Source organism: Pseudomonas sp. SDO5271_S396 (genome assembly GCF_054071795.1).
Genome location: NZ_JBSVWB010000018.1, coordinates 1 through 16,260, shown reverse-complemented (window position 1 = coordinate 16,260; position 16,260 = coordinate 1). Strand labels below are relative to the sequence as shown.

14 protein-coding genes are annotated in these 16,260 nt (G+C 62.8%); 3 read left to right on the top strand and 11 right to left on the bottom strand.

The genetic code is table 11. The features are described from left to right. The first annotated feature begins 79 nt into the window (after window positions 1-79). The 3 genes from ACW9IN_RS14410 to ACW9IN_RS14400 are packed head-to-tail and all read left to right on the top strand — an operon-like array spanning window position 80 to window position 5,291. Window positions 80-1,162: an efflux RND transporter periplasmic adaptor subunit gene (locus ACW9IN_RS14410; protein WP_457366512.1), complete on the top strand. Its 1,083-nt coding sequence runs from the start codon at window positions 80-82 to the stop codon at window positions 1,160-1,162. Continuing rightward, a complete protein-coding gene (locus tag ACW9IN_RS14405; RefSeq protein WP_457366511.1) occupies window positions 1,159-2,229 on the top strand; it encodes an efflux RND transporter periplasmic adaptor subunit in 1,071 nt (356 codons plus the stop codon). Before ACW9IN_RS14410 ends, ACW9IN_RS14405 begins: the two co-directional genes overlap by 4 nt. Beyond that, a complete protein-coding gene (locus tag ACW9IN_RS14400; RefSeq protein ID WP_457366510.1) occupies window positions 2,226-5,291 on the top strand; it encodes an efflux RND transporter permease subunit in 3,066 nt (1,021 codons plus the stop codon). Before ACW9IN_RS14405 ends, ACW9IN_RS14400 begins: the two co-directional genes overlap by 4 nt. A 96-nt stretch (window positions 5,292-5,387) precedes the next feature. Here ACW9IN_RS14400 and ACW9IN_RS14395 read toward each other — a convergent pair whose 3' ends face one another. The 11 genes from ACW9IN_RS14395 to tcyJ form a co-directional block, all read right to left on the bottom strand. Continuing rightward, complete coding sequence (locus ACW9IN_RS14395; protein WP_457366509.1) at window positions 5,388-6,014, bottom strand: class I SAM-dependent methyltransferase; 627 nt, start codon at window positions 6,012-6,014, stop codon at window positions 5,388-5,390. A 59-nt stretch (window positions 6,015-6,073) separates the two neighbouring features. Next, entirely contained in the window at window positions 6,074-6,718 is a 645-nt protein-coding gene (locus ACW9IN_RS14390; protein WP_457366508.1) for a methionine ABC transporter permease, read from the bottom strand. Continuing rightward, entirely contained in the window at window positions 6,708-7,823 is a 1,116-nt protein-coding gene (locus ACW9IN_RS14385) for a methionine ABC transporter ATP-binding protein (protein WP_457366507.1), read from the bottom strand. Before ACW9IN_RS14385 ends, ACW9IN_RS14390 begins: the two co-directional genes overlap by 11 nt. Continuing rightward, the gene (locus ACW9IN_RS14380; RefSeq protein ID WP_457366506.1) at window positions 7,820-8,635 is read right to left on the bottom strand and encodes a MetQ/NlpA family ABC transporter substrate-binding protein; all 816 of its coding nucleotides are present in this window, start codon (window positions 8,633-8,635) and stop codon (window positions 7,820-7,822) included. Before ACW9IN_RS14380 ends, ACW9IN_RS14385 begins: the two co-directional genes overlap by 4 nt. A gap of 41 nt (window positions 8,636-8,676) precedes the next feature. Next, the gene (locus ACW9IN_RS14375; RefSeq protein WP_457366505.1) at window positions 8,677-10,032 is read right to left on the bottom strand and encodes an LLM class flavin-dependent oxidoreductase; all 1,356 of its coding nucleotides are present in this window, start codon (window positions 10,030-10,032) and stop codon (window positions 8,677-8,679) included. Next, entirely contained in the window at window positions 10,032-11,225 is a 1,194-nt protein-coding gene (locus ACW9IN_RS14370) for an SfnB family sulfur acquisition oxidoreductase (RefSeq protein WP_457366504.1), read from the bottom strand. The genes ACW9IN_RS14375 and ACW9IN_RS14370 overlap by 1 nt, the downstream gene beginning before the upstream one ends. A 24-nt stretch (window positions 11,226-11,249) precedes the next feature. Beyond that, the gene (locus tag ACW9IN_RS14365; RefSeq protein WP_457366503.1) at window positions 11,250-12,491 is read right to left on the bottom strand and encodes an SfnB family sulfur acquisition oxidoreductase; all 1,242 of its coding nucleotides are present in this window, start codon (window positions 12,489-12,491) and stop codon (window positions 11,250-11,252) included. 185 nt (window positions 12,492-12,676) lie between these two features. Beyond that, window positions 12,677-13,441, bottom strand: a complete 765-nt coding sequence (locus ACW9IN_RS14360; RefSeq protein WP_457366502.1) for a hypothetical protein — start codon at window positions 13,439-13,441, stop codon at window positions 12,677-12,679. Window positions 13,442-13,813: 372 nt separating this feature from the next. Then, entirely contained in the window at window positions 13,814-14,560 is a 747-nt protein-coding gene (gene tcyN / locus ACW9IN_RS14355; protein ID WP_457366501.1) for an L-cystine ABC transporter ATP-binding protein TcyN, read from the bottom strand. Window positions 14,561-14,563: 3 nt separating this feature from the next. Next, on the bottom strand, window positions 14,564-15,229 hold the full coding sequence (gene tcyL / locus ACW9IN_RS14350; RefSeq protein ID WP_457366500.1) for a cystine ABC transporter permease: 666 nt from the start codon (window positions 15,227-15,229) through the stop codon (window positions 14,564-14,566). Further along, window positions 15,229-16,023 carry a cystine ABC transporter substrate-binding protein gene (gene tcyJ / locus ACW9IN_RS14345; RefSeq protein ID WP_457366499.1) on the bottom strand — a complete coding sequence of 265 codons (795 nt, stop codon included), beginning with the start codon at window positions 16,021-16,023 and terminating at the stop codon, window positions 15,229-15,231. Before tcyJ ends, tcyL begins: the two co-directional genes overlap by 1 nt. Window positions 16,024-16,260 lie beyond the last annotated feature (237 nt).

Here is a 16,260-nt window from a genome sequence, read left to right as displayed (position 1 = left end):
GCATGCACCTGTGGAACCCTGAACTAAGCTCAAAGTCGCATACACACCGGGTATAAGGAATCACGCACAAGGAGCCTGCATGGGCGGTCGTATTTCCACTTTCATTTTCGGATTTGGCCTGTTGGCGCTGGTCGGCGGATGCGGTCAGGAGAAGGCCGAACCCAAGGCCCACTCTCGGGTGTTCGTGCAGACCGTGCAGCCGACGGACTTTGCCGCGGCGGTGACGCTGACCGGCGATATCCAGGCCCGCGTCCAGACCGACCTGTCGTTCCGCGTCGGCGGCAAGATCATCCAGCGCATGGTCGACGTCGGTGATCGCGTCAGCGCCCGGCAAGTGCTGGCCAAGCTCGATCCCAAGGACCTGCAGACCAATGTCGACTCCGCCCAGGCCCAGGTCGTGGCCGAGCAGGCGCGGGTCAAGCAGACGGCGGCGGCCTTCGTGCGTCAGGAAAAACTCCTGCCCAAGGGTTACACCAGCCGCAGCGAATACGATTCGGCCCAGGCCGCGCTGCGCAGCAGCCAGAGCGCCTTGACCGCCGCCCAGGCGCAACTGGCCAACGCTCGCGAACAACTGGGCTACACCGCGCTGGTTGCCGAAGCGCCTGGCGTGATCACCGCGCGCCAGGCCGAAGTCGGCCAGGTGGTGCAGGCCACCCTGCCGATCTTCAGCCTGGCCCGGGATGGCGAGCGGGATGCGGTGTTCAACGTCTATGAATCACTGCTGGTGGAGCCGCCGCCGCAGGCCGCGATCACCGTCAGCCTGTTGGATAACCCGAACATCAAGGCCCAGGGCAAAGTGCGGGAAGTCACCCCCGCCGTCGCGGCCAATACCAGCACCGTGCAAGTCAAGATCGCCCTGGACGCGCTGCCCAAGGGCATGGAACTGGGCTCGGTGGTCAGCGCCACTGCCAATGGCCCGGGCAAGCCCAGCATCGAGCTGCCATGGGCGGCGCTGACCAAGGACCTCGACGAGCCCGCCGTGTGGCTGGTCGATGCCGACGGCAAGGCGCAGTTGCACAAGGTCACCGTGGCCCGTTACCTCACCGGCAAAGTCATCATCGGTGAAGGCCTCAAGGGCGGTGAAAAGGTCGTGGTGGCCGGCGGGCAATTGCTGCACCCCGGCATGCTCGTCGAAATCGCCCAGTCAGGAGCCCAGCCATGAAGCGCCTGACGCTGCTGCTCGCCGCCGGCCTGCTGCTGGCGGCCTGCTCCAAGGAAGAAGCGCCGCCCGAGCCCATACGCCCGGTGCTGTCCATGGAAGTCAAAGCCGAAGACCAGGAAAACCTCGGCCGTTTCGCCGGTACCATCCAGGCCCGCTACGAGAGCAACCTGGGTTTTCGCGTGCCTGGCCGTATCGCCCGCCGCGCGGTGGACGTGGGTGCTGAAGTGCAGCAGGGCGCCTTGCTGGCCGTGCTCGACCCCACCGATCAGCAGAATCAGTTGCGCGCGGCCCAGGGCGACCTGGCTCGCGTACAGGCGCAATTCATCAACGCCCAAGCCAATGCCCGCCGCCAGCAAGAGCTGTTCAACCGTGGCGTTGGCGCCCAGGCCCAGTTGGATATCGCCCAGACCGACCTGAAAACCACCCAGGCGTCCCTCGACCAGGCCCAGGCCTCGGTCAACCAGGCCAAGGACCAGCTCAACTACGCCGAACTGCGCACCGACCACGGCGGCATTGTCACCGCCTGGAACGCCGAGGCCGGCCAGGTGGTCAGCGCCGGCCAGCAAGTGGTGACGCTGGCGCGCCCGGACATCAAGGAAGCGGTGATCGACCTGCCCGCCGGCCTGGCCGAGCGCCTGCCCCATGACGTGGTGTTTCTCGTCGCCGGGCAATTGGACCCGAGCGTCAACACCACCGCCATCGTGCGCGAGATCGAACCCCAGGCCCAAAGCGCCACGCGCACCCGTCGTGCACGGTTGACCCTCACCGAGACGCCGCCGGCGTTTCGCCTGGGCACGGCCATCAGCGTAAGCCTGAGCACCGCGATTGCGCCGCGCATCGAACTGCCCCTGAGCGCCTTGCAGGACGTTGACGGCAAAACCCGCATCTGGCTGCTCGATACCCAGAGCCAGACCGTGCAACCGCGTGACATCACAGTGATCAGCCGGGATGCCGACACGGCGTTGCTCAACGGTGGCGTCAAACCTGGCGAGCGTGTGGTGACCGCCGGGGTGAACAGCCTGAAACCCGGGCAAAAAGTCAAAATCGACGAGGACAGCCCGCGATGAAAGGGAGCTTCAACTTATCCGACTGGGCCCTCAAGCATCAGTCCTTCGTCTGGTACCTGATGTTCGTCGCACTGCTGATGGGCGTGTTCTCCTACATGAACCTGGGCCGCGAGGAGGACCCCTCGTTCACCATCAAGACCATGGTGATCCAGACCCGCTGGCCCGGCGCGACCCAGGAAGAAACGCTGAAGCAGGTCACCGACCGCATCGAGAAAAAACTCGAAGAGCTGGATGCCCTCGACTATGTGAAAAGCTACACCCGGCCCGGCGAATCGACGGTGTTCGTGTTCCTCAAGGACACCACCAGCGCCAAGGCGATTCCCGAAATCTGGTACCAGGTGCGCAAGAAGATCGACGACATTCGCGGCACCTTCCCCCAGGGGCTGCAGGGGCCGTCGTTCAACGATGAATTCGGAGACGTGTTCGGTTCGGTGTACGCCTTTACCGGCGACGGCCTGTCGATGCGCCAGTTGCGCGACTATGTGGAGCAGGTGCGCGCTGAAATCCGCTCGGTACCGGGTTTGGGCAAGGTCGAGATGATCGGCCAGCAGGACGAAGTGATTTACCTGAACTTCTCCACGCGCAAACTCGCTGCCCTGGGTATCGATCAGCGCCAGGTGGTGCAAAGCCTGCAATCGCAGAACGCCGTGACCCCTGCCGGAGTGATCGAGGCCGGGCCCGAGCGGATTTCGGTGCGCACCTCCGGGCAGTTCGCCTCGGAGAAGGACCTGGCCAACGTCAACCTGCGGCTCAACGACCGTTTCTATCGCCTGGCGGACATCGCCGAGATCAGCCGTGGCTACGTCGACCCGGCGCGGCCGCTGTTCCGCTTCAACGGCAAGCCCGCAATCGGCCTGGCCATCGCCATGCAGAAAGGCGGCAATATCCAGTCGTTCGGCAAGGCCCTGCACGAGCGCATGGACGAACTGACCGCCGACCTGCCGGTGGGGGTGGGCGTGCACAAGGTATCCGACCAGGCGGAAGTGGTGGAAGAGGCCGTCGGCGGCTTCACCAGCGCGCTGTTCGAAGCGGTGATCATCGTGCTGGTGGTGAGCTTCATCAGCCTGGGCATGCGCGCAGGCCTGGTGGTGGCCTGCTCGATTCCATTGGTGTTGGCGCTGGTGTTCGTGTTCATGGAGTACAGCGGCATCACCATGCAGCGGGTGTCGTTGGGCGCGCTGATCATCGCCCTCGGCCTGTTGGTGGACGACGCGATGATCACCGTGGAGATGATGATCACGCGCCTGGAAAAAGGCGAAACCAAGGAACAGGCCGCCACCTACGCCTACACCTCTACAGCCTTCCCGATGCTCACCGGTACGCTGGTGACCGTGGCCGGCTTCGTGCCCATCGGTCTCAACGCCAGTTCGGCGGGCGAATACACCTTCACCCTGTTCGCGGTGATTGCCGTGGCCATGTTGGTGTCGTGGGTCGTGGCGGTGCTGTTTGCGCCGGTGATCGGCGTGCACATCCTCAGCGCCAACGTGAAGGCTCACAACGCGGAGCCCGGGCGCATTGGCCGCGGATTCAATCGCAGCATGCTGTGGGCCATGCGCAACCGCTGGTGGGCGATTGGTATCACCGTGGGGCTGTTCGTGGCGTCGGTGTTTTCCATGCAGTTCGTGCAGAACCAGTTCTTTCCCTCCTCGGACCGGCCCGAGATCCTCGTGGACCTGAACCTGCCGCAGAACGCCTCGATCAACGAAACCCGCAAGGCGGTCGATCGCCTGGAAGCGATCATCAAGGACGATCCGGACATCGTGCGCTGGAGCACCTATATCGGTCAGGGCGCGATCCGGTTCTACCTGCCCCTCGACCAGCAACTGGAAAACCCCTACTACGCGCAGTTGGTCATCGTGAGCAAGGGCCTGGAAGAGCGCGGCGAGCTGATCGCGCGCCTGCAAAAACGCCTGCGTGATGACTTCGTGGGTATCGGCAGCTTTGTGCAGCCACTGGAAATGGGCCCGCCGGTGGGCAGGCCGATCCAATATCGCGTATCGGGCAAAGACACCGACCAGGTGCGCAAGCACGCTATCGAGCTGGCTACCCTGCTGGATAACAATACCCACCTGGGCGAAATCATCTACGACTGGAACGAGCCCGGCAAAGTGCTGCGCGTGGATATCGCCCAGGACAAGGCGCGGCAACTGGGGCTGTCGTCGGAAGACGTGGCGCAATTGATGAACAGTGTGGTCAGTGGCGCTTCGGTGACCCAGGTGCACGATGACATCTACCTGATCAACGTGGTCGGGCGCGCCGAAGACGCCGAGCGCGGCACGCCGGAAACCCTGCAGAATTTGCAGATCGTCACACCCAACGGCACGTCGATCCCGCTGCTGGCCTTCGCCACCGTACGCTATGAACTGGAGCAGCCGCTGGTCTGGCGTCGCGACCGCAAACCGACCATCACCATCAAGGCCTCGGTGCGTGACGAGATGCAACCGACGGACCTGGTGAAACAGCTCAAGCCCGAGATCGATAAATTCAGCGCCAACTTGCCGGTGGGCTACAAGGTCGCCACCGGCGGCACCGTGGAAGAAAGCGGCAAGGCTCAGGGCCCGATTGCCAGTGTGGTGCCGTTGATGCTGTTTCTGATGGCGACCTTCCTGATGATCCAGCTGCACAGCGTGCAGAAGATGTTCCTGGTGGCCAGCGTCGCTCCGCTGGGGCTGATCGGCGTGGTGCTGGCGCTGATCCCCACGGGCACGCCCATGGGCTTCGTGGCGATTCTGGGGATTTTGGCGCTGATCGGCATCATCATCCGCAACTCGGTGATCCTGGTGACGCAGATTCACGAATATGAAGTGGCCGGCTACACGCCGTGGGACGCGGTGGTGGAAGCCACCGAGCACCGGCGCCGACCGATCCTGCTCACCGCCGCCGCAGCGAGCCTGGGCATGATCCCCATCGCCCGCGAAGTGTTCTGGGGGCCGATGGCGTACGCGATGATTGGCGGGATCATCATCGCCACGCTACTGACCCTGCTGTTCCTGCCGGCGCTGTATGTGGCCTGGTACAAGATCCGCGAACCGAAGCAGGATCAACAGGAAAAACGCGGTTAAACCTGTGGGAGCTGGCAAGCCAGCTCCCACATGTGAAATGCAATCTCCTGTGGGAGCTGGCTTGCCTGCGATAAGGCCAGACCAGGCGCCGAAAGCCTAAGACTTGCGCCAGACGCTGGCCAGCCAAGGCTGCTGGTCACGAGGCAGCCCAGCGGGGCGGTAGTAGTGCTCCAGCTCTTCAAATCCGGCATCGGCGAGCAACGCCTGCCACGCCGTCAAGTCGTGATACGAGCCGTAGCGCGGTCCATTCCAGCCTTCCTGGTTCTCACCCCGTGGATTGGAACTGAACAGCACGCCCCCAGGCTTCAATGCCCCGTGCAACTGCTTGAGCACGCGGGGCAATTCCTGCTTGGGAATATGAAACAACACGGCATTGGCGAAGATCCCGTCGAAGCGCTCGGCGGGCAGGTCCAGCTTCAGGAAGTCTTGTTGCAACACCTCGCAGCCACTGTCTTCCCGCGCCATCTGCGCAAACCGCTCCGAGCCATCGAGCCCCACGGCGATGTGCCCCATGCGCGTGAAGGTCTGCAAGTCCCGCCCTGGTCCGCAGCCGAAATCCAGCACGGTAAACGGCGCGCTGCCCTGGATATGCCGCAGCAGTGCGTCGATGTTCTGGCTCACATCGTGGTCGCGGGTGCCTTCGCGAAAGTCCTCGGCCACCTTGTTGTAGTGGCCGAGGGTGGTGGAGGTGATCTGGTCGAGGTCGTCGGGTTGGAGGGGCATGGCAACTGATACCGGGCGCTGAGATGCCGCGACTATACCCCAACTGATCGTTCCCACGATCAGCGCTTGTCGAGCACCCGTGCCAACCGGTCACCGCCCAACTGGATCACCGCCACTAGCACCACCAGCAGCACGATCACCGTGAGCATGATCTGCGTATCGAAGCGCTGATAGCCATAGCGATAGGCAATGTCACCCAGGCCACCCGCGCCAATCGCTCCCGCCATGGCCGACGAGTTGATCATCGTGACCAGCGTGATGGTGAACCCGCCGACAATCCCCGGCAGCGCTTCCGGCAACAGCACGTGCCAGATGATGTGCCAGCGCCGGCAACCCATGGCCTGAGCGGCTTCGATCAGGCCATGGTCGACCTCGCGCAGGCTGACTTCGGCAATCCGCGCAAAAAACGGCGTGGCGGCGATGGTCAGCGGGACCACGGCGGCCCACACGCCATAGGTGGTGCCGACGATCAGCCGCGTGAACGGGATCAGCGCCACCATCAGGATCAGGAACGGAATCGAGCGGAACAGGTTGACGAAGGCCCCCAGCACGCGGTTCAGCGCGGGTGCCTGGTAAATGCCGCCCTTGTCGCTGGTCACCAGGAACACCGCCAGCGGGATTCCCGCCAGCAACGCGATCAGCGACGACACGCCGACCATCAACAAGGTGTCGATGGCGCCTTGCAGTAAACGATCAGCCCACATAACCCAGCACCTCCACCTGTTGCGCCCAGTTCGCGGCGTGGTTGCGCAATTCTTCGGTGCCGTGGGGCGAGCCACTGACCGCCAGCAGCAGTTGCCCCAGCGCATGCCCCTGGATGCGTTCCACGCCGCCTTGCAGCAAACGCACGCGTCCGCCGAGGGCGCTGAACAGTGCGGCCAGGTCAGGCTCGTCGGTGTCGCTGCCGGTGAACTGCAAGCGCAGTACCACCGCTGCGTCGGAAGACGGCGCGCTGACCTGCAAACGGTTTTGCAACTCCGGCGGCAGCCCGTGTTGCAGCGGAGCCAACAGGGTTTTGCTGACCGCGTGCCGTGGGTTGCCGAATACTTGCCATACCGGGCCCTGCTCGACGATGCGCCCGTGTTCCAGCACCACTACGCGATCGCAGATTTCACGAATCACCGCCATTTCATGGGTGATCAGCACGATGGTCAGGCCCAGGCGCTGGTTGATTTCGCGCAGCAGGCTGAGGATCGACTGGGTGGTCTCCGGGTCGAGCGCCGAGGTGGCCTCGTCGCACAGCAGAATCTCGGGGTCGTGCACCAGCGCGCGGGCGATGCCCACACGCTGTTTCTGCCCACCGGAGAGCTGCGCCGGATAAGACTTGTGTTTGTCTTTGAGGCCCACCAGCTCCAGCAACTCACGCACTTTCTGCTCGCGCTGCGGTTTGGGCACGCCGGCGACTTTCAGCGGCAGCTCGACGTTCTGCCACACCGTTTTGGCCGACATCAGGTTGAAGTGTTGAAAGATCATGCCGATGCGTCGACGCAGTTCCACCAAGCGGTCTTCGTCGAAGTCGCCGATGTCCACTTGATCGATCAGCACCCGGCCACTGCTGGGTTGCTCCAGTCGGTTGATGGTGCGGATCAGTGACGACTTGCCGGCGCCGCTGCGGCCGATGATGCCGAACACCTCGCCGCGCTGGATCGCCAGGTCGATACCTTGCAGCGCATGCACGTTGCCGTCGTAGGTTTTGCCCAGGTTGATAAAGCGCACATGGGCACGGTTCAGGTCCGGGTGCAGTTCGGTCTGTTCGGCGTCCCTTGGCAGTACGCCCAGGTCGCGCAGTCGGGCGTTGGCGGCGGTCATTTTTTGGCTTCCCAGCCGACTTGGTAGAGCTTGCCGAGGGACTTGTCCAAGGCAGCGCGTACCACCGGCGAATGCTGGTAGATATCGACGAACTTGATCACGCGCGGGTCGGTTTTGCTTTTGGGCTGTATCACGAACTGGATCACGTATTCCGGGTGATCCAGGCCGTCGAACAGCAGCGCCGACTCGGCATCGAAGGTCTTCGACAAACGGATGTACGCCGGGTAGCCCTGCACCAGGTCGGCATCGTCATAGGCACGCACCAGTTGGACGGCCTCGACTTGCAGGATCTTGATCTTCTTCGGGTTGCTGACGATGTCGTCTTCGGTGGCCTTGTAGCCCACGCCCGGCTTGAGGGTGATCAGCCCGGCCTTGGCCAGCAATTGCAGGCCGCGCCCGCTGTTGATCGGGTCGTTGGCAATCGCCACGCTGGCGCCCTCGGGCAGGTCGTTGATGCTTTTGTATTTCTTCGAATACAGGCCGACGTTGTTGATGATGCCCGGTGCGAACGGCACCAGGTCAAAACCGGCGGCGGCCTTGGCGTTTTCCAGGAAGGGGATGTGCTGGAAGTAGTTCACGTCGATATCGCCGGCGGCCAGGCTGACGTTGGGCGCGATCCAGTCGGTGAATTCCACCAGCTCGACGTTCAGGCCTTGTTTGCCAGCCTCGGTCACGGCGGCTTCCAACGGAATGGCGAAGGCGGCGGTGGTGCCGATCTTCAACGGTGCATCGGCGGCGAATACGGCCGAGCTGAACAGGCCGAAGGCCAGGGCCAGTGCTTTGACTGGGTGGGTGAGTAAGGTCGTTTTCATCATGTTTTTCCAGTCATAAGGTGTTGGTAAGAACAATGCGGTCAACTGTGGCGGTAGGTGGATCCGGTGTGTTGTTCGGGCAGACGCGCGCTGTTGTGGAAAACCTTTTCACGCAGCGTCCCGCTCTCATACGCGGTTTTGTAGGAACCACGGCGCTGCAACTCCGGCACCACCAGGTCGATGAAGTCCACGTAGCTTTCCGGCGTGACGATGCGCGTCAGGTTGAAGCCATCCAGCCCGGTCTCGCTGATCCAGGACTCCAACTCATCCGCCACCTGTTCGGGTGAGCCGACCAGGGTGATATAGCGACCCCCCAACGCGTGCTGCTCCAGCAATTTGCGTCGGGTCCAGTCGTTGTTCTGCAGGTTCCTGGTGGCCGACTGGATCGCGTTGCTCTTCACGTACTGGATCGGTTCGTCCAGTTCGTACTGGGCAAAATCGATGGCGGTGGACGCCGAAAAGTGCGCCACGCCGGCTTCCGGGCTGGCGTAGCTCAGGTATTCGGCGTGTTTGGCCCAGGCCAGTTCCTCGGTGACGCCGACGATCACGTTGAGGCCCATGAACACCTTGATGTCATCCGGGTTGCGCCCGGCGGCCACGGCGCTGGCGCGCACCTTGTCCACCTGCACCTTGGTCGCGGCCTTGTTCTGCCCGCTGATGAATACGCACTCGGCGTGGCGCCCGGCGAACAGCAAGCCGCGATCCGAACTGCCGGCCTGGAACAGCACCGGCGTGCGTTGCGGCGAGGGTTCGCACAAGTGATAACCCTCGACCTGATAGAACTCGCCATGGTGCTCGACCTTGTGCACCTTGCCCGGCCGGGCATACACCCGCGCCTGCGGATCGTTGAGCACGGCGCCGTCTTCCCAGCTGCCTTCCCAGAGTTTGTAGAGCACCTCCAGGTACTCGTCGGCCTGGTCGTAACGGCGGTCATGCTCGACCTGCTCGGTGAGGCCCATGGCCTTGGCGGCGCTGTCGAGGTAGCCGGTGACGATGTTCCAGCCCACCCGGCCACGGCTGAGGTGATCCAGCGTGGACATGCGCCGGGCGAATAGATAGGGCGGCTCGTAAGTGAGGTTGGCGGTGAGGCCGAAACCGAGGTGTTCAGTCACCGCCGCCATGGCCGAGACCAGCAGCAACGGGTCATTCACCGGCAATTGGATCGACTCTTGGAGCGGCACGTCGATGGAGTTCTGGTAGACGTCGTACACGCCAACGATATCGGCGATAAACAGCCCGTCGAACAGCCCGCGCTCCAGGGTCTTGGCGAGCTCGGTCCAGTACTCGAGGGTTTTGTACTGGGTCGAGGTATCCCGCGGATGCGTCCACAGGCCGTGGTTGATATGCCCGATGCAGTTCATGTTGAAGGCATTGAGCAGGATCTTCTTTTTGCTCATCAGATCGTCCCCCGCAGTGGCGGGTTTGCATCGTTGAGGTAGTAATTGCCCACCGCGTGATATTTCCAGCGCACCGGGTCGTGCAGGGTGTGCACCCGGGCGTTGCGCCAGTGGCGGTCCAGGCCGTGCTCGGCCAGGGTTGCCTGGCTGCCGGCCAGTTCGAACAGGGTGCTGCCGGCGGCCAGGGAAATTTCGGTGCTCAAGGCGCGGACTTCAGCGACCGCGATGGAGGCTGCCGCTACCGTGTCGGCATTGCTGTCGGCCTGGGCGCGGTCGAGGACCTCGCCGGAGCGCTCCAGCAGTGCCTCGGCGGCATGCAGGCGAATGCTCAGGTGGCCGAAGCTCTTCAGGGTCAGCGGGTCTTCGGTGGCCTTGTCGCTGCCGGCGTCGATCCACGGGCGGGTCTTGGTACGCACGAAGTGCAGCGCATCCTCGAACGCCGCGCGGGCGATGCCCGTGTCGATGGCGGCGTGAAGGATCTGCGCCAAAGGGCCGACGGTGGTCGGGCGCTCGAACGCCGTTTGAAACGGAATTACGTCCTGGGCGGCGACCCACACGTTGTCGAATACCACCGAACCGCTGCCGGTGGTGCGCTGGCCGAAGCCGCTCCAGTCGTCGATCACGCTCAAGCCTTCGCTGTCACGCGGGACGAAGGCCAGTTGCTGCACGCCCTGTTCATCCACCACCGAGGTGGGAATGCGCTGGGCGTAAATCGCGCCGGTGGAATAGAACTTGCGGCCACGGATACGGAACCCGTCACCGTCGCGGGTGATTGAGGTGACGCGGTCGTGGGCCGTTTTGGTGCCCAGTTCCGCCAGGGCGTTACCGAAGCGCTGGCCGGCCAATACCTCGGCGTACAGGCGTTTCTGCTGCGCGGGGCTGCCGTTCACGCGCAGCACTTCCAGGGCATAGAAATGGTTCTGAGGAATCTGCCCCAGCGACGCATCTGCCTGGGCGATCAGTGCGATCACCTTGGCCAGGGTGACATTGGAAACGCCAGCGCCGCCATAGGCCTTCGGCACACTGATGCCCCACAGCCCGGAGCGCGAAAATACCTCCAGTTCGGGCAGCGGCAGGCGGCGCTCGCGGTCGCGCTGGGCGCTGTCGCGACGAAAGTCTTCGGCCAGGTCGCTGGCGACAATAAGGGCTTGTTCGTCGCTGGTGATGACCGCGACGGGGTTAGAGAAAGTCATGATGTTCTCCAGCTGTCTGGTCGGTTAAATCCAGGAGTGACGAGCAGGTAAAGTGCCGTTCAATCGATAGGCGCCGATGGCGTGATACTTCCAGCGCACCGGGTCGTGCAGGGTGTGCACCCGGGCGTTGCGCCAGTGACGGTCGAGGTTGAATTCGGCAAGGGTGGCGCGGCTGCCGGCCAGTTCGAAGAGCTTTTCGCTGACCAGCAGCGACACTTCGGTGGTCAGCACCTTGGCCTCGGCCACGGCGATGGATGCACGTGCGGCGGACTGGGCGGTGATCGGTGCGGCGTTGACCTGGTCGAGCACTTGGCCGGCCTTGCGCAGCAGCGCTTCGGCGGCGTGCAGTTCGATCTTCAGCTTGCCGATGTCGGCGATCACATACAGGTCATCGCTGGCCCGCTCGACGTTGGCGTCGATCCACGGGCGCGAGCGTTCGCGCACGAAGGCGATGGTGTCGTCGAGGGCGCCACGGGCGATGCCCGCGTCGATGGCGGCCTGGATCAGCTGCGAGACCGCGCCCTGGATGGTCGGGGTTTCGCCGAGGCGCCAGTTGTCGACCACCAGTTCGGCGTCCACCGGCACCTCGTTCAGCAGCACGGTGCCGCTGGCCGTGGTGCGTTGGCCAAAGCCGGACCAGTCATCGACGATGCGCAGCCCTTCAGTGCCACGGCGCACGAACGCCATGACCTGCTTGCCGTCATCGTTCAGCGCTTTGACTGCAACCCAATGCGCGAACAGCGCGCCGGTGGAGTAGAACTTCTGGCCGCTGATCACATAGCCATCGCCTGCGGCCGTGATGCGCGCCTTGAGCTCCAGGGTGTTTTTGGTGCCGCGTTCCGGGCCGCCATTACCAATGCGCCAGCCGTCGAGGACGCTCTGGAACAGCTGCTTTTTCTGGCGCTCGGTGGCGGCGCCCTGCAACAGATGCAGGATGCCGAAATGGTTCTGCGGGATCTGCCCGAGGGCCGGGTCTGCCGCGCTGATAATCGCGAACACCTCGGCCAGGGTCACGAACGATACCTGCGGTCCGCCGTATTCGCGGGGGATGGAAATACTGCCCAGGCCGCTGCGGGTGAACTGCTCGATGTGCGCCCACGGCAATTGGCGTTGCTGGTCACGCCTGGCGGCTTGCAGGCGCGCGGCCCGGGCCAGCTCGCGGGCGGCGTCCAGCGCCTCTGCATCGTTGCGCAGCACGGTGGCCGGCAACAGCAGAGGAGCAATATCCAGATCACTCTGGGGGGGTGTTAGAGCCAAGTTAGACATCAGCGCCGCTCCTTGGCTGCACGTAATGCCCTGGCGTTATGCACCGGGGTAATTCTGACCATACCGACCTCGCATTCAATGAAATAAAAACAAAAATCAGAGATGTCCGGTGGTCCGGTGCATATACCCTAAGCGTGTTAAATTTTTAAATAAACTAACTTATAGGAATATGCATAGAAGGGCGCTCATCCCGGCTCGCAGGGTGAACCGAGGGGGCGCGCTTGATAGGTCGATGCGATCCCGTGCGCCGGAGGCGGCACAGCGGCGGCAATGCGCAGCGTGCGTGCGGGTGCCCAGCGTGAATTGTTGCCGACGCGGTCCAGGATGCAGTAGGTCACTTCGAGCCGACAGTCGTCGCCACCTTCGATAATCAGCGTGGAGGGCACCCAGACCTGTATCGCCACCCCCACCTCCCGGGGCCCGATTTTCGGCAGGTCCATGCGGGCATCACCCCAGCGCAGGGTGATGGCGTCGCCGCTGGCCATATTCAGGTAGGGCTCGATGGTCAGAGGCACGCCGCGTCTTACCTGGCTTGCATTGACCCCGTTGCGGCGGATGGCCTCGGGCAGGCCCACGGGGGCGAGGTTCTGGTTTTCGTCGTGGTACAGGCGCGAAGGCTGGCCGCCAGGGCAGTGGGTCTTCACCCGTACTCGGGTCACGGCTGAGCAGGCCGCGCCATGGCCGACTTGCATGACGTGGTAATGGACCTGCGCGGGACCATCGAGTACGAAACTCTCGGGCACTCGCAGATGGGTGGGCGTGCCGATCTTGCCAGCGGTCACCCGGCGAGCGGCGGCAAAGCAGTTGTTCCAGAACAGTTCGATCAGGTCACCTTCATCCATGCCGGGATACGGCGCGATGTCGACCTGCAAGTGGGTGGCGGCCAGTGCATTGATGCCATTGCCAATGGCCTGGGGCAGGGTCGGGGCGGTGAGCAGGGGGGGCGTCATAAGTCATCTCCTTGATGCAGCCAGCAGCCATCGTTCCGGGCTTTGGCGCGGGTATGCGCGGCGGACCGAACAGAACGATTCAGTGAGTAGCCGGGATAGGATCCAATCCTCTGGACGCTAGATAAGAGCGTTAGGCAGGGAGCGTCAATGGCGGCAAAGGGCTAAACGGCGGGTTTGGGGAGATTCAGAAGGGTCTGACCGGTGCGGGGATATTCAGGTGGTTGGGACGGTGTGTTTTACCGTCTGGAATGAGGCCTCATTGTAGGAACGCGTTTGTGTGGGAGCTGGCTTGCCTGCGATGGCATCCATGCGGTGTGACTGATACACCGAGGTGTCTGCATCGCAGGCAAGCCTGCTCCTACAAAGAGCGTGTCAGTGGGCGAGGAATTTGCTCAGGAACTGTCTGGTGCGCTCTTCCCGCGGGTTGGCGAACAGGGCCTTGGCTTCGCCTTGTTCGACGATCACGCCCTTGTCGAAGAAGATCACCCGATTGGCCACGTCCCGCGCAAAGCTCATCTCGTGTGTGACGATGACCATGGTGCGGTTTTCTTCGGCCAGGCTGCGAATGGCCGCCAGCACTTCGCCCACCAGCTCGGGGTCGAGGGCGGAGGTGGGTTCGTCGAACAGAATCACTTCCGGCTCCATGGCCAGCGCCCGGGCAATCGCCACGCGTTGTTGCTGACCGCCCGAAAGACGCCGGGGGTAGGCGTCTTCCTTGCCCGCCAGGCCCACCCGCGCCAGCAGCTTGCGGCCCAGGACCACAGCGGCTTCGCGGGGTACCTTCTTGACCACGGTCGGGCCTTCGATGACGTTCTCCAGCGCGGTGCGGTGCGGGAACAGGTTGAAGTTCTGGAACACGAAGCCCACGTGCTGACGCAGGCGTCGTACCAGGCCCTGTTGCTGGTTGAGTGGCTTGCTGCTGTCGATCTCGATGTCACCGACCTTGATGCGGCCACTGGTGGGTTGTTCGAGGAAATTCAGGCAGCGTAGGAAGGTGGTCTTGCCGGAACCACTGGGGCCGATGATGGCGATGACTTCGCCCTCCTTGACCTCAAGGTCGATGCCGTTGAGCACCACCTGACCCTTGAATTGTTTGGTCAGTTTTTCAACCACGATCATGCTTCAAGACTCCAGGTCATGCCGGTTGACCCGGTCTTCCAGACGATTTTGCAAATGCGCCAGGATGCTCGCCAAAATCCAGTAGATCAGGGCAGCAGAGAGATACATGGTGAAGATTTCGAAGGTCCGCGCCGACACCAGTTGCGCCTGGCGGAACAGTTCGGGCACCTGGATGGTGGCGGCCAGCGCCGTGTCCTTGACCAGCGAAATGAAGCTGTTGCCCAGCGGTGGCAGCGCCGTGCGCATCGCCTGCGGCAGGATGGCCCGGCGCAGGGTCTGCGCGCGGGTCATGCCGATACTGGCTGCGGCTTCCCACTGGCCGCGCTCGATGGAACCGATGGCGGCGCGCAGGATTTCACAGGCGTAGGCGGCCATGTTCAGCGAAAAGCCGATCATGGCCGCCGGGATCGGATCCAGCTCGATGCCCACTTGCGGCAAGCCGTAGTAGATCAGGAACAGCTGCACCAGCAAGGGCGTGCCGCGAAAGAACGACACGTAGACTCGGGCGAGCCAGCTCACCGACTTGAAGCGCGACAGGCGCATCAAGGCCAGGCCGAAGCCCAGCAGCAAACCGAAGAACATCCCGCCGAGGCTGAGGATCACCGTGTAGTACGCGCCCTTGAGCAGAAAGGGCGCGGAGTCCAGCGCGAGTTGGAAACCTGCTTCCATTATTGAGTGACGTCAGCGTTGAAGTACTTCTCGGACAGCTTCTTCAAGGTGCCGTCGGCGCGCAGTTTGTCGAGGGCCTTGTTCACTGCGTCGAGCAGTTCCGGCTCGCCTTTGCGCAGAGCGATACCTGCTTCCTGACGGGAGAAGGCATCACCGGCCACCGAGGTGTCCTTGGCTTTCTTGGCGTATTCCAGCGCGGCCAGACGATCGATCAGGATGGCGTCGATACGGCCGATGCGCAGGTCCTGGAACTTGGTCGGGTCGTCGTTGTAGGTCTTGATGATGGCTTTAGGTTGATTGTCCTTGAGCCATTGCTCGTAGTTGGTGCCCAGGCCCACGCCGACTTTCTTGCCGGCCAGGTCGTCGGCGGTCTTGATGGTGCCGGCATTCTTGGTCAGTACCAGCGCCTGAATACCGGAGACGGTGTAGGGCTTGGAGAAGTCGTACTTCTTCTTGCGCTCTTCAGAGATGGTCACTTGGTTGACCACAGCGTCCAGACGCTTGGATTCCAGGGCGGCGAGGATGCCGTCCCATGGCGTGGCTTGCAGCTTGACCTTCACGCCCAGCTCCTTGGCCAGCGCTTCGGACAGCTCCACTTCGAAACCGCTGAGCTTGCCGCTTTCGTCGACGAAGCTGAACGGTGGGTAGGTGCCTTCCAGGCCGATCTTGATCTCGCCTGCCTTTTTGATGCTGTCCAACTGCTCACCTGCGACCGCCTGGCCCATCAGGCCAGCCCCGAGTGCCAGGCCTAAAGTGCCAACCAGCAATGTGCGACGCAATACAGAAATAGTCATGAAGAGCCCCTGTGTTTTTTATGTTGAGCGAAGCAGGTGACGCGGTAGTCGTATCCTGCCTTAAAGCGCGTAGCGCGTCTTCGCCTACGGCGCGATGATAGAGCGGGTTTTTAAGACTTGAAAATAATATAAATTAAATCTGATATTCCATTAAAGAATAAATAGTCGTCTTATGTGGGAGCTGGCTTGCCTGCGATAGCGGTGGACCAGTCAGTACATTGCTCGCTGATAGACCGC